At 62.3% G+C, this 13,626-nt stretch carries 10 protein-coding genes; 9 read left to right on the top strand and 1 reads right to left on the bottom strand.

Annotated features, from left to right (window positions below; all coding sequences use genetic code 11):
- The first annotated feature begins 207 nt into the window (after positions 1 to 207).
- The 4 genes from LAN61_13740 (at position 208) to LAN61_13725 (ending at position 4,410) form a co-directional block, all read left to right on the top strand.
- Entirely contained in the window at positions 208 to 1,509 is a 1,302-nt protein-coding gene (locus LAN61_13740; GenBank protein MBZ5541574.1) for a serine hydroxymethyltransferase, read from the top strand.
- 262 nt (positions 1,510 to 1,771) lie between these two features.
- Complete coding sequence (locus LAN61_13735) at positions 1,772 to 2,233, top strand: tetratricopeptide repeat protein (GenBank protein ID MBZ5541573.1); 462 nt, start codon at positions 1,772 to 1,774, stop codon at positions 2,231 to 2,233.
- Positions 2,234 to 2,617: 384 nt separating this feature from the next.
- Positions 2,618 to 3,394 (top strand): response regulator transcription factor, encoded by a 777-nt coding sequence (locus LAN61_13730; GenBank protein ID MBZ5541572.1) that lies wholly within the window; start codon positions 2,618 to 2,620, stop codon positions 3,392 to 3,394.
- Positions 3,395 to 3,462: 68 nt separating this feature from the next.
- Complete coding sequence (locus LAN61_13725; GenBank protein MBZ5541571.1) at positions 3,463 to 4,410, top strand: MBL fold metallo-hydrolase; 948 nt, start codon at positions 3,463 to 3,465, stop codon at positions 4,408 to 4,410.
- 133 nt (positions 4,411 to 4,543) lie between these two features.
- On the opposite strand, the gene glgP is transcribed toward LAN61_13725, so the two are convergent.
- Positions 4,544 to 6,325 (bottom strand): alpha-glucan family phosphorylase, encoded by a 1,782-nt coding sequence (gene glgP, locus LAN61_13720; protein ID MBZ5541570.1) that lies wholly within the window; start codon positions 6,323 to 6,325, stop codon positions 4,544 to 4,546.
- 217 nt (positions 6,326 to 6,542) lie between these two features.
- On the opposite strand from glgP, the gene LAN61_13715 reads away from it, so the two are divergent.
- From LAN61_13715 to LAN61_13695, 5 genes are all read left to right on the top strand, one after another.
- Complete coding sequence (locus LAN61_13715) at positions 6,543 to 6,911, top strand: hypothetical protein (protein MBZ5541569.1); 369 nt, start codon at positions 6,543 to 6,545, stop codon at positions 6,909 to 6,911.
- A gap of 72 nt (positions 6,912 to 6,983) precedes the next feature.
- Positions 6,984 to 8,369 carry a TolC family protein gene (locus LAN61_13710; protein MBZ5541568.1) on the top strand — a complete coding sequence of 462 codons (1,386 nt, stop codon included), beginning with the start codon at positions 6,984 to 6,986 and terminating at the stop codon, positions 8,367 to 8,369.
- A 7-nt stretch (positions 8,370 to 8,376) separates the two neighbouring features.
- Positions 8,377 to 9,822, top strand: coding sequence for an efflux RND transporter periplasmic adaptor subunit (locus LAN61_13705; GenBank protein MBZ5541567.1), 1,446 nt, complete (start codon positions 8,377 to 8,379; stop codon positions 9,820 to 9,822).
- A gap of 16 nt (positions 9,823 to 9,838) precedes the next feature.
- A complete protein-coding gene (locus tag LAN61_13700; protein ID MBZ5541566.1) occupies positions 9,839 to 10,342 on the top strand; it encodes a nitrous oxide reductase accessory protein NosL in 504 nt (167 codons plus the stop codon).
- Complete coding sequence (locus tag LAN61_13695) at positions 10,339 to 13,620, top strand: CusA/CzcA family heavy metal efflux RND transporter (GenBank protein ID MBZ5541565.1); 3,282 nt, start codon at positions 10,339 to 10,341, stop codon at positions 13,618 to 13,620. Before LAN61_13700 ends, LAN61_13695 begins: the two co-directional genes overlap by 4 nt.
- The last annotated feature ends 6 nt before the right edge of the window (positions 13,621 to 13,626 follow it).

Raw genomic sequence — 13,626 nt, 5'->3', positions numbered from 1 at the left:
ACGCAGAGAACGCAGAGGGAAGAATAGAAGAGGGCATAGCGCCGGGAGCGCCGGAACAGGCAAGCGTGCTCATGCTTCGGCGGGCGGGGCTTGCTTGCCCCGGACAGCAGTCGGGGCCCCGCCCCTACAGCGTGATTGTTGCGAGAAATGCGGGCTAAGTAAGAAGGACAGGCAAGAATGCCTGTCCCACCCAGGAGCCAACGGGACATGAGCCAGACGACAGCAGCGAATGAACGGATGCAGCGGCCGCTGAACACGGTGGACCCGGAGATTGCGGAGCTGCTGCGGGATGAGGCCAAGCGGCAGGCCACGGGGCTGGAGCTGATCCCCTCGGAAAACCTGGTGTCCGAAGCGGTGCTGGAGGCCATGGGCTCGATCTTCACCAACAAGTACGCCGAGGGCTATCCCGGGAAGCGCTACTACGGGGGCTGCGAATACGCGGACAAGGTGGAGCAACTGGCGATCGACCGCGCGAAAGAGCTTTTCGGCGCGGAGCACGCCAACGTGCAGGCGCACTCCGGGACGCAGGCCAACATTTCCGTGTACATGTCGGTGCTGCAGCCGGGGGACACGGTGTTGGGGATGAACCTGGCGCACGGGGGGCACCTGACGCACGGGCACCCGCTGAATTTTTCGGGAAAGATGTACAAGTTCATCGCCTACGGAGTGAAGCAGGACACGGAAACGATCGATTACGATGAAGTGGAGCGGCTGGCGCAGGAGCACAAGCCAAAGATGATCGTCGCGGGGGCCAGCGCCTATTCGCGAATCATCGAGTTCGAGCGCATGAGCAAGATCGCCAAGGCCGTGGGGGCGCTGTTCTTCGTGGACATGGCGCACATCGCGGGGCTGGTGGCCGCCGGAGTGCATCCGAGTCCGGTGCCGCACGCGGACTTCGTTTCGACGACGACGCACAAGACGCTGCGCGGGCCGCGCGGCGGGCTGGTGCTGTGCAAAGCGGCGTTCGCCAAGGAGCTGGACAAGCTCACCTTCCCCGGCACCCAGGGCGGGCCGCTGGTGCACACCATCGCGGCCAAAGCGGTGTGCCTGAAAGAGGCGAGGGAGCCGGCGTTCGTGGAGTACCAGAAGCAGGTGGTGGTCAATGCCAAGGCGCTGGCGGAGTCGGTGGCGCGCGGCGGCTTCCGCATCGTCACCGGGGGCACGGACAATCATCTTTTCCTGGTGGAACTGCACCCGCGGGGGATTACCGGCACGGACGCCGAAAAGGCGCTGGACCGCGCCGGGATCACCGTGAACAAGAATTCGATTCCCTTCGATCCGCTGCCACCGATGAAGGCGGGGGGCATCCGCCTGGGCAGCCCGTCGGTGACCACGCGGGGGATGCGCGCCCCGGAGATGGAGACGATCGGCGCATGGATCACCGAGCTGCTCTCGCATCTGGGCGACGCGGAGATCGAAAAGAAGCTACGCGCGCAGGTGGCGGAGCTGGCGCTGCGCTTCCCGATCTACCCCAGCCGTGTTCCAGCGGCGGCGGCGCAGCGCGGCTAAGCCGCAACTCGCGCGGCCCCGCGACTCTTCTACCCGCCCGTACGCCAGGTCCGCTGTCCCAGGACTGTCCGTCCGGTCAGTAGATTTCCGGCGCTTCCGAGTTTAATTTCACTACAGCAGTATGCGTGACCGCGAAGCGGTCGGCAGTTTTGGTGACCGCGAAGCGGTCAACAGTTCGCTGGAAATTAGCGGCGGCAACGCGTCCCCGAGTTGCGGCGGACAGCGGGTTTCCACAAAATTGCGAACTCCTTGAGGTGCATGGATGATGGACACGGAAGCCTTCCGTGAATTCAAGCAGGGTCTGACGTTACTGCGCGACAACTATCCGGTGAAGGCACTGCCGCACATGCAGCGAGCGCTGGAACTGGAAAAGAACAATCCTTATTACATGTCCTATCTGGGAGTGATCCTGGCGCGCTCGGAAGAAAAATGGGCCGAGGCCGAAGAGCTGTGCGATTCGGCGGTGCGCCTGAAGCGGAATCAGGCGCAGCTGTATCTGAACCTGGCGGAGGTGTACGCCAACGCCGGGCGCCGCGAAGACGCCGTGGAAACGCTGCAGTCGGGCTTGAAGTACGCGCAGCGGGACGTGCGGCTGAACATGGCCCTGACCCGGCTGGCGGAAAGGCGCCCGCCGGTCCTGACGTTCCTGAACCGGAAGCATCCGATTAACCGGCAACTGGGCATCCTGCGGCACCGGACGCTGCGGATCTTCGGCCAGTCGTAAACGGGCGGAAGCCCAACGATCTCCTCCAACCCCCCAAACACAGGAAGGGCGGATGGTCAAAAGCCATCCGCCCTTTTTGTTTCTACCCGGAGTTTAGCCGGCGCAGGGAGTTCCAAATGCCAAGTCCTAATTCGGGGTGAGCAGTACCAAAGCGACAGAGAAGCGCGGGATGGGTACCGAATCGGGACTTATGGCCAGGGGTCCAGGTAGAAGGGCAGCCATGAAGCATTGCGTTTCAACGAGTTAGCAGGGCTGCTGGAGCGAGAAACGAGTGACGAGACGGCGCGCGACTTGCAGGTTCGAGATTGCACTGGGGGTCTAATTTTTGGCCCTGGGCGCAGGGAGCGATTGGCGGAAAGGCCCAGTGAGGGGAGGTTATCGCGAATGAGTACAGGCGCACGACCGGGGCTGATCCCATCCGCTTCTCCGCGGGAGGAACAGCGGCTTGGAGGCAAGGTCTCGCGCGAAGCCCCGGCGCGAAGGGTGATTGCGACACTACGAGCGCTGCAAGCCGCGCGGCTGTTTCTGGCCGCGGAGAACCGCCTGATGCGCGAAGTGCTGGCGCGCAAGCTGGCCAACCGCAAAGAATTCGAAATCGTGGGACTGGGAGCGGGGAACGCGGACTTGGCGGGAGAACTGCTGGCAGCCCGGGCGGAAATTCTGGTGCTGAGCTCGCGGGGGGATCTGACGGCGGACCTGACGCTGATTCGCGCGATCCGGGTGCGGGCTCCCGAGGTGCGCATCCTGCTGATCGGCATGCGCGGAGGAGACATGGAGTTTCTGCAGTGCGTGCGCGCGGGAGTGAACGGGTATCTGCCCCGGGATGCCTCGTCCGAGGAAGTGCTGGAGGGTCTGCGCAGGGTACGGGACGGGGGCGCGGCCTGTTCGCACGAGTTGTGCCTGCTGCTGTTCCGCTACTTCGAGCGCGAGGCGGTGACGCTGCCCTCGGCGAGCATCCACGAGCGGCTGGGATTCACGCGGCGCGAGCAGCAGATCATCGCGCTGCTGGCGCAGGGGCTATCGAATAAGGAGATCGCCAGCCAATTTTGCCTCTCCGAACAGACGGTGAAAAATCATCTTTACCGGATGAAACAGAAATCGGGCGCGGACGGCCGCATGGGCATCGTGCGGCAGTGCCGGACGCAGGGTTTCTTCGTGTAGCGGCGGGCAAACGAGGCGCGCGGGGTGACAGTGGCGCGGGCGGCGTGGCCGTAGTAGCATGTGCGGCCATGCGCATCCTCAAACTTGCAACCATCGCGTTCTTCCTGCTGGCTTGCGGCGCGCGCGCCCAGGCACCCACCGGCTCTCCCTTCCTCCTGAAACCGCTGGGGCAAAACGTGTGGGCAGCGATTGATGACGCCAAAGGCGATGCGGGAGCCAACGCCGGATTCGTGATCGGCGACGACGGCGTGGCGGTGATCGACACGTTCGAGAACGCAGCAGCAGCGCGGCAGATGCTCGCAGAAATCCGCAAGCTGACGAAGCTGCCGGTCAAGTTCGTCATCAATACGCACTACCATCTGGATCACGTGGCGGGGAACGGCGTCTTCGCGGAGGCCGGGGCGGTGATCTTCGCGCAGCGCAACGTGCGCACGTGGATCCACACGGAGAACCGGAAGTTTTTCGGCAAGGAGATCAAGCCCGAGCAGAAGGCGCTGGTGGAAGGGCTGACAGCGCCGGAGGCGGTGTACGACGGCGGCAGCGTGGAACTGTATCTCGGGGCGCGGCGGATTGTCGTGCGCTATTACCCGGGGCACACGGGCGGCGATTCGGTGGTGGAAATTCCGGACGCGCAGGTGGTCTTCTGCGGAGATCTCTTCTGGCGCAAGATGCTGCCGAACCTGATCGACGCATCGGCCGGCAAGTGGCTGGAGACGCTGGCGAAGCTGGGCAGCGCCCACCCTTCGGCGACGTTTGTGCCGGGCCACGGGGACGTGGGCAACGCGGGAGATGTGGCGGGCTTCGCGCAATACATCGAAGGGCTGCGGCAGATGGTGGCTGCCGAGCTGCGGCAGGAAAAGAAAGGCGCGGCCGTCGTGGATGCGGTCCTTCCGCAGCTGAAAGAGCGCTACGGGGCGTGGGGATATTTCGAGGACTTCGCGAAGAGCAACATCGTGGACATGGAAGCGGAATTACGCGGGGAAAAGAAGATCCCGCAGCCGGCGGACGCTCCCTGAGCGGAATGCCGCAAAAGCCGAACGTTGCATTCCGTGGCGTGGGAGCCTCCCCGCTAGGTATTACAGACACCAACAGTTGAGATCCTTTCCGGCAGGGCCGGAAGCTCCGATCGTCACCCCTGGGTGCAGCATCTCAGCGGAAATAGCCGTGGGTGACGTACTGCTGGAGCATGCGCTGGGTGTGAAAGAAGGAACCGTTGAGGGCGATGGCGTGCTGCATGATGGAGAGATAGCGGTCCCGCTGGAGATAGTAGAGCGGAAGGATTCCCTGCTCCAATTTCTGATAGATGGATTCGGCTTCACACTTGCGCTCGGACTTCGCCCCGGTGTAGGAAGCGTCACCGACGGACCAGCCGGTCACGCCCTCGATGTGCCCTTCGACCCACCAGCCGTCCAGAACGCTGAGGCTGGGCACGCCGTTCAGCGCGGCCTTCATGCCGGAGGTGCCGGAAGCCTCGAGGGGATACTGCGGGGTGTTGAGCCAGAGGTCGACGCCGGAAGTGATCTTGCCGCCGAGGTCCATGTTGTATTCGTCGAGATAGACGGTGCGCACTTGACGGCCCAGAGCCTTTTTGGCGCGGAAGATGCGGCGGATGATCTCCTTGCCGCCAGCGTCGTGGGGATGGGCCTTGCCGGCGAAGACGAGCTGAAAGGGGCCAGCCTTGACGGCAATGTCCTTGAGGCGCTCGAGGTCGGAGAGGATCAGGTCGGCACGCTTGTAGCCCGTGGCGCGGCGGGCAAAACCGATGGTGAAGATCTCGGGATCGAGGGTCAAACCGGAGCGCTGGTGGACCACCTTGAAGAGGCGCTGCTTAGCGGCGAGGTGGGCAAGCCAGACTTCCGCGGGCGGGAGGCCGAGAGCGGCGCGGAGGTTGAAATTGTCCTCGCGCCAGCCGGGGATGTGCTGGTCGAAGAGGCGCTGGAAGGAAGGAGCAGCCCAGGTGGCGGCGTGGATGCCGTTGGTGATGGCTTCAATGCGCAGGTCGGAGAACATCTTGCGGGAGGTTTCGCCGTGGAGCTTGGCGACGCCGTTGACGTAGGCGCTGAGGTGCAGGGCCAAATAGGTCATGTTGAGAGAGGTGCCGGCGAGGACGGCCTGGTCCATGTTGGAGAATTTGCGCTCTTCCTGGAGGACGTTGTTGAGGAGCTCCGCACAGAAGACGTCCTGGAGGTCCAGGAGATCGAGGCGGTGGCCGAAGACGCGGCTGACCATCTCCATGGGGAATCTGTCGTGGCCGGCGGGAACCGGAGTGTGGGTGGTGAAGAGACACTTGCGGCGGACCTTGGCGATATCCTCGCCGCGGATGGTACGGCGGCCGGCTTTGCGGGCCTCCTCGTTAAGGAGCTGGATGGAAAGCAGTGCGGCGTGGCCTTCGTTCATGTGGTAGCGGGTGAGGCCGGTATAGCCGAGTGCGTGGAGCATGCGCACGCCGCCGATGCCCAGGAGGACCTCCTGGCACAGGCGGTAGTAGCGGTCGCCGCCGTAGAGCGAACCGGTGAGCATGCGGTCGGAGGGGTCGTTTTCGGGGAGATCGGCGTCGAGGAAATAGACGGGGATCTCGTAACCGGTGACGCCGCAGACGGGATAACGCCAGGAGCGGAGGTGGACGGGCCGGCCTTCGATGATGACCTTGGTGCGGGCCCCTTGCTCGTGCAAAAAGTCCTCGACGCGCCACTCCACGGGCTCTTCCACCTGGGTCCCGTCGGCTTCCAGGCGCTGGGCGAAATAGCCTTTGCGATAGAGGAGAGAGACCGCGACCATGGGGACTTTCATGTCCGCGGCAGCGCGGATAGTGTCGCCGGCGAGAACGCCCAGGCCGCCGCTGTAGCTGGGCATGGAGTTCTCCAGGGCGATCTCCATGGAGAAGTAAGCGATGGAGCGCAAAGAGGTTTCGATTTCGGTCAGATCTTTCATCGTTCCGTGCAGTTCCCCCCGAGTGGAGCGGCGATTGCGCGACGCATCGAAAACGCGAACTATAATTCTTTATTTTGGAAGAATACTCGCAGAGTAGCAAGGGACTATCTTGGGGCCGGCATTCCGCGGCCGCAGGGTGGGCCCAGCGGCCGGCGGTGTAGCGCGACAAGTCACACTCCCTTGCGTCCCATGGGAGAGAGGAGTAGGCTGAACGCAGATGAGAAGTAGCGCGCGATTTACGGCGTTGGTCATCCTGCTGGCCCTGGTAACAGGGCCGCTGCTCTCCTGCTGCCTGGCGCAGCCATCCCCTGCGGAAGCGAAGAAGTCCTGCATGCAGGAGATGGAGGACAACAGCGGGCCGGCGGTATCGTTTTTCTCTGCATCCTGCTGCACGGTCTCCGCGGACGAGCATCCTTATTTAGCGGACAACGCGAAAACGCAGACGGAGCCCGAGCAAACGAGCCCGGCGGCAGTGCCGGTGGCAGCCGATTTCCATGCGGCAGGCGCGGCGGTGATGGCGCAGCGTGCCGAACTGTTCTTACCTCGAAGTAGTCCTCCGGGAAGCATCTCCGTTCTAAGAATCTGATTCGGCTCCCCCGTTTTTCCGCGTGCGCACAGGTGTGCGCGCATGAACTTTCATGGAAACGGAGGAGTGCGCATGAATTCTCGATTGAGGTACCGGCCGGAGGCCTGGCGGAAAAAAATGTGGCCGGGGGTGTGGCTGTTGTTCTTGGCGGTGGCGCCCGGCGGGTTGCGGGCCGCGCCCCAGGCGGCCCAGGCGCCCCCCGGGGAAGGCGCGAAGACGGCTCCGCCGGAAGCCCGGGAGGAACGAAACGCCGCAGCGGCGACACTCGCCACTGCCGATCCCATTCAACTCGCGGACCTCATCAACGAGGCCGAGCGTGTGCATCCCGCCATCAAAGCGGAAGAGCAGACGATCGAAGCGAAACGCGCGCGTGTTCCGCAGGTCAAATCTCTGCCCGATCCGACGGTGAGTGTCGGCTGGATGGGAAACATCCGCCCGTTCAGCGTGCAGCGCATGGATCCTTCGAGTTACCGCGGGATCAGCGCGATGCAGGAATTCCCCTATCCCGGGAAGCTCCAGCTGCGGGGACAAATCGCTGAAAAGGACGTCGAGGCGGAGCGCTGGAATCTGGAGGCGACGCGCCGCCAAATTCGCGCGGAAGTGAAGTCCGCCTATTACGAACTTTGGGCGGTCGATCAAGCGCTGGCGATCACGCAGAAGAACAAGGACCTGTTGGACAAGCTGGCCCGCGTCGCGGTGGAAAAATACAAGGTCGGCAAGGGGCTGCAGCAGGACGTGATTCGCGCGCAACTGGAAGTGAGCCGGATTCTCCGCACGCTCACTCTTCTAAATCAACGGCGCCGCACTCTGGCCGCGCAACTCAACACCCTGCTGTTGCGTTCTCCTGAGACTCCGGTGGGACAGCTCGCACCGGTCGAAAAGTCCGCGCTCACCTATTCGCTGGACGAATTGATTGAGAAGGGTGTCGCAAACTCTCCCGAGATGCGCCGCCAGGAACAGCTGATCGAACAAGACCAGTACGCCGTGAACCTGGCACAAAAGGCTTACTACCCTGATTTCCGCGCCGGCTACGACTACCAACAGCGGCCCGGCATGCCGGACATGCAAGGCTTCAATGTGGGCATCAACATTCCCATCTTCTACAGAAAAAAACAGCGGGAAGGGGTTCGCGAAGCAGGCTTTGCGCTGGAAAGCTCCAAGCAAAGCCGGGAGTCCATCCGCACGGCCCTGCTCTTCCAGGTGAAGGAACAATACCTGCAGGCAAAGGCGTCCGACGAGTTGCTGACCTTGTACACCAGGGGGCTCGTACCCCAATCGGCGCTGGCTTTGGAGTCCTCACTGGCGGCCTACCAGACCGGCGCTCTCGATTTTGAGAGCCTCATCAACAATTTCACATCCGTGCTCGAATACGAAGTCAGTTATTACGAAGAGCTGGCCAGCTACGAAAAGGCGCTCGTGAACCTGGAACAAATTACCGGATTGGATCTCGCAAAGTAAGAGGGGAATGATGAAACCACAACTCGTAAAGATCACGATGGCCGTCACGGCCGTGACGTTCCTGGCCGCCGGCGCCTACGGGTATCGCAGCACTTTCGCCGCGTGGTTCGCAGCGAGCTCCGGCGAACGGAGTGCACAAACCCATAGCTCCCATGCCGGCCATGGCCAGGAGGCCGCCGCCAAACCTGGCGAGCGGAAGGTTCTCTACTGGTATGATTCGATGAATCCCGCTCATCGCTCGGACAAACCGGGTACCGCGCCGGACGGCATGGAGCTGGTTCCGATGTATGCCGAAGAGCAAAGCAAACCCCAGGAAAAGAAGATCCTTTACTGGTACGACGCCATGAACCCGGCGATGCATTCCGACCACCCCGGGAAGGCGCCCGATGGCATGGACCTGGTTCCGATGTATACCGACAGCGGCGAAGCGATGGAAAACATGCCTGCCGGGACGGTGAAGATTACGGCCACAAAACAACAGCTCACCGGCGTGCGGACGGGCGTGGTGCAGCGCCAGCCGCTGACGCGCACGATTCGCGCGGTGGCGCAAGTGCAGGTGGATGAGACGAAAATCGCCAGGATTCACGTGAAAACCGCGGGTTGGGTGGAACACGTCAACGCGGACTTCCTCGGGAAACTGGTCCGGAAAGGGGAGCCGCTCTTCAGTCTCTACAGCCCGGATCTGGTGGCGACACAGCAGGAATACCTGATTGCGCGCGGGGCCGAAAAAGACCTGAGTTCCTCTCCGTTCACCGAGGTCTCCAAGGGCTCGGAGACTCTGCTGCAGGCGGCGCGCGAGCGGCTGCGCCTGTGGGACATCAGCGAAGAACAGATCAAGAGACTGGAGGAGAGCGGGCAGGTGACGCGCACGATGACGATCTACTCGCCGGCCAGCGGCTTCGTGCTCAAGCGCGAAGTCTATGAACGGACGTACGTGACGCCGGAAACGGAGCTCTATGAGATCGCGAATTTTTCGACGGTGTGGGTCAACGCGGAAATCTATGAGTATGAAGTGCCGTATGTGAAGCTGGGCCAGCCGGCCACCATGCAGCTGAGCTATTTTCCCGGGAAAACATATGCGGGAAAAATTGTTTACATCTACCCGACCGTCGACCCCGTGACGCGCACGGTGAAAGTGCGCATGGCATTTCCCAACCGCAATTTTGAATTGAAGCCGGAGATGTTCGCCGAGGTGCAGCTCAACCTGGCGTACGGAACCCAGACGGTCGTGCCGCAGGAGGCAGTGCTGGATTCAGGCACGGAGCAGGTGGTGTTCGTGGCCATGGCTGACGGATATTTCGAGCCACGGAAGGTGAGGATCGGCCCGCGCCTGGGGGACCAGATCGTCATTTTGTCGGGACTCAAACCGGGAGAGACGATCGTGACCTCCGGCAACTTCCTGATTGATTCCGAAAGCCGTCTCAAGAGCGCCATGGGCGGCATGCAGCACTGAGTCCGCGGAGGACGCCATGAGCAAGAAAGCCAAGACCGCGACGCTGATTCTGAGCAGCCTCATTCTTGCCGCAATCGCGGCGGGAGGCTACTGGCTGCTGCAGGAAACCAAGCCGCAGATCTGCGTAATTTGCCAGCGGCACATTCACGAGCATTCACGGGCCGTACTGCTGCTGGGGAAGGAGCGCGTGGCGGTGTGCTGCGTGCGCTGCGGAATCACGCATAACGTGCAAGTTGGCAAGCCAGGAGAACTGGTGGAAGTCACAGAGTACCTTTCCGATAAGCCCATGAAGCCCGAGGCCGCGGTCTACGTCGAGGGGAGCCGGGTTTCCCTCTGCGATGCGCATGAGGGAACGATGATGGACCAGACGAAACGCCCCTTCAGCCTGGTTTTCGACCGCTGCGAGCCGAGCACCTACGCGTTCGCGAAACGCGATGATGCGCAGGCGTTCGTGCGGAAAAACGGCGGAAAGCTGCTGACCTGGGAAGAACTGAGGAAGGAAGCCGTGCTTAAGCCATGATCAACCGGATCATCGAGTTCTCCGCGAACAACCGATTCCTGATTTTTCTCTTCACCGCGGTCGCGGTCCTGCTGGGCTGGTACGCGCTCCAGAACACGAAGGTGGACGCCATCCCGGATCTGTCAGACACGCAGGTGATTATTTACAGCCGCTGGGACCGCAGCCCGGACATCATCGAGGATCAGGTCACCTATCCGATCATCACCTCCCTGCTGGGCATGCCCAAGGTCAAGGACATCCGGGGATTTTCCGATTTCGGCTATTCCTATGTGTACGTGGTGTTCGAAGAGGGCACGGACATTTACTGGGCGCGCTCGCGCACGCTGGAATACCTCAGCAGCATTCTTCCACGGCTGCCGCAGGGAGTGCAGACGGAACTGGCGAAAGACGCGACGGCGGTCGGCTGGGTCTACGAGTACGCCCTGGTGGATACGACGGGCCGCTACAGCCTGGACCAGATGAAGACCTACCAGGACTGGTATCTGCGCTATGCGCTGCAGTCCGTCCCGGGAGTGGCGGAGGTAGCGCCGATCGGGGGCTTTGTCCGGCAATACCAGATCAACATCGATCCCACGAAGCTGCTGGCCTACAAGATTCCCGTAGATAGCGTGGTGGAGGCGGTGCGCAAGGGGAACAACGACGTGGGAGGACGGCTGGTGGAATTTTCCGGCCGCGAATACATGGTCCGCGGGCGCGGGTACGTGCACTCGCTGGCGGACCTCGAACAGATCGTCGTGGGCAGCAATCCGGCCACGGGAACGCCGATTCTAGTTCGTGATCTCGGGACGGCCACGCTGGGACCGGACCTGCGCCGGGGCATCGCCGAATACAACGGCCGGGGCGAGGTCGTGGGCGGCGTGGTCATCATGCGTTTCGGAGAAAACGCGGAGAAAGTGATCGGGCGAGTCCGCGACAAAATAACGGAGTTGGAACCGACGCTTCCGCCCGGCGTGAAGATCGTGGCGACCTATGACCGGTCGGACTTGATCGACCGGTCCATTGAGAACCTCAAGGGCACGCTCAAGGAAGAACTGATCATCGTCAGCATCGTGATCATCATTTTCCTCTGGCACATTCCGAGCGCGCTGATTCCCATCGCGACCATTCCCATCGCGATTCTTCTCTCCTTCATCCCCATGCAATCGCTGGGGCTCACGGCGAACATCATGTCCCTCGGGGGGATCGCGGTGGCGATCGGAGCGATGGTGGACGCGGCGGTCGTCTCCGTCGAGCAAATCCACAAGAAACTGGAGCACTGGGAAGCGGAAGGGCGGCCGACGGACTATCGCAGCGTCATCATCATGGCGATCAAGGAAGTAGGCGGCCCGAGCTTCTTCGCCCTGCTGGTGATCGCCGTCTCCTTTCTGCCCGTTTTTACGCTGGAAGCGCAGGAAGGCCGGTTGTTCAAGCCCCTGGCGTTCACCAAGAACTTCGTGATGGCCATCGCGGCCATCCTGGCCATCACCCTGGGCCCGGCCATCTCGATGCTGGTCATCCGGCAGAAGAAGTTCGAGTTTCGGCCGCGCTGGCTGGCCTGGCTGGTCAACACATTCGCGGTGGGCAAAATTCACAGCGAGGAGAAGCACCCTATCAGCCGGCCGCTGATGCGTCTTTACCTTCCGGTGGTGGAGTTCGCGCTGGAAAACAAATGGGCCATCGTGAGCGCGGCGGTTCTTGTGGTGGCCCTGACGGTTCCCGTTTTTTTCCGGCTGGGGTCGGAGTTCATGCCGCCGCTCGACGAAGGCTCCCTGCTGTACATGCCCACGACGCTTCCGGGAATTTCCGTGACCGAGGCCGGGAAAATCCTGCAGGTCCAGGACAAGATCCTGCGAAGCTTCCCGGAGGTGGAGAGCGTCTTCGGCAAAGCCGGGCGCGCCGAGACGGCCACCGATTCCGCTCCCTTGTCCATGGCCGAAACGGTGGTGGTCCTCAAACCGCGCGAGCAATGGCCCAAGAAGCCGCGCTGGTATTCGGAGCGGGCGCCCGAATGGCTGCAGCGCATTTTGCGGCGCGCCTGGCCGGACCGGATCTCGACGCAGGAGCTGATTTACGGCCCGGGGGGCATGAATGAAGCGCTGCAGCTCCCGGGATTCGCCAATGCGTGGACCATGCCCATCAAGGCGCGCATTGACATGCTCACCACCGGAGTGCGCACGCCGCTGGGGATCAAAATCCTGGGCTCCGACCTGGGAAAGATTCAGGAGATTGGCGAGAAGATCGAACTGGCCATCAAGGGTATTCCCGGGACCACGAGCGTGTTCGCCGAGCGGACGACTGGAGGATATTTCCTGGACTTCGATATCAAGCGCGAGGCGCTCGCGCGCTATGGCTTGACGATCGAGGAAGTGGAGATGGTCCTGACCTCCTCGGTGGGCGGCGAGAACGTGACCACCACCGTGGAAGGACGCGAGCGCTACCCGGTCAACGTCCGCTACCTGCGCGATTACCGGAGCGATATCGGCGCTCTCAATCGCGTGCTCGTGCGGACTCCGACGGGAGCCCAGGTACCGATGGCGGAGCTTGCCGACATCCGATTGCGGACCGGGCCGGGAATGATCCGCGACGAGAACGGGCGGCTCAGCGGCTACGTGTACGTGGACGTCACCGGAAGGGACATAGGCGGCTACGTGGAGGATGCAAAAAAAGCGGTCTTGGACAAAGTGCAAGTTCCGCCGGGGTATCAGCTGGTGTGGAGCGGGCAGTACGAGTACATGGAGCGCGCGAAAGAGCGTCTGAAGCTGGTTGTGCCGGTCACGCTCTTCATTGTCTTCCTATTGCTGTACTTCAACACGCGCTCGACGGCGAAGACCCTCATCATTCTGCTGGCGGTTCCCTTCTCCGCCGTGGGAGCGGTGTGGTTCCTCTATCTGCTCGGTTACAACATGAGCATCGCGGTGTGGGTCGGGCTCATCGCGCTGATGGGAGTGGACGCGGAAACGGCGGTGTTCATGATGTTGTATCTCGATCTGGCGTACCACGAGGCAAAGCGCAACGGACGGATGCGCAGTTGGGACGACTTGCGGGAATCCATCGTCCATGGCGCGGTGAGACGGCTGCGGCCGAAGGTGATGACCGTGGCCTGCATGTTCTTCGGGCTGGTGCCCATCCTGTGGTCCACCGGGGCGGGAGCGGACGTCATGAAGCGCATCGCCGCGCCGATGATCGGCGGCATCTTCACGTCCTTCATCCTGGAGCTGGTGGTCTATCCGCCTATCTTCGCGATCTGGAAATGGAACGGGGAGGTGAAGCCCGAACTGCAAAGAACCGGCCAATTGTAGGTGGAA

The organism is Terriglobia bacterium (assembly GCA_020072785.1).
Lineage (GTDB): Bacteria > Acidobacteriota > Terriglobia > Acidiferrales > UBA7541 > Acidiferrum.
Note: the sequence above shows the minus strand (reverse complement) of the source record. Positions and strands in the feature narration are given on the sequence as shown.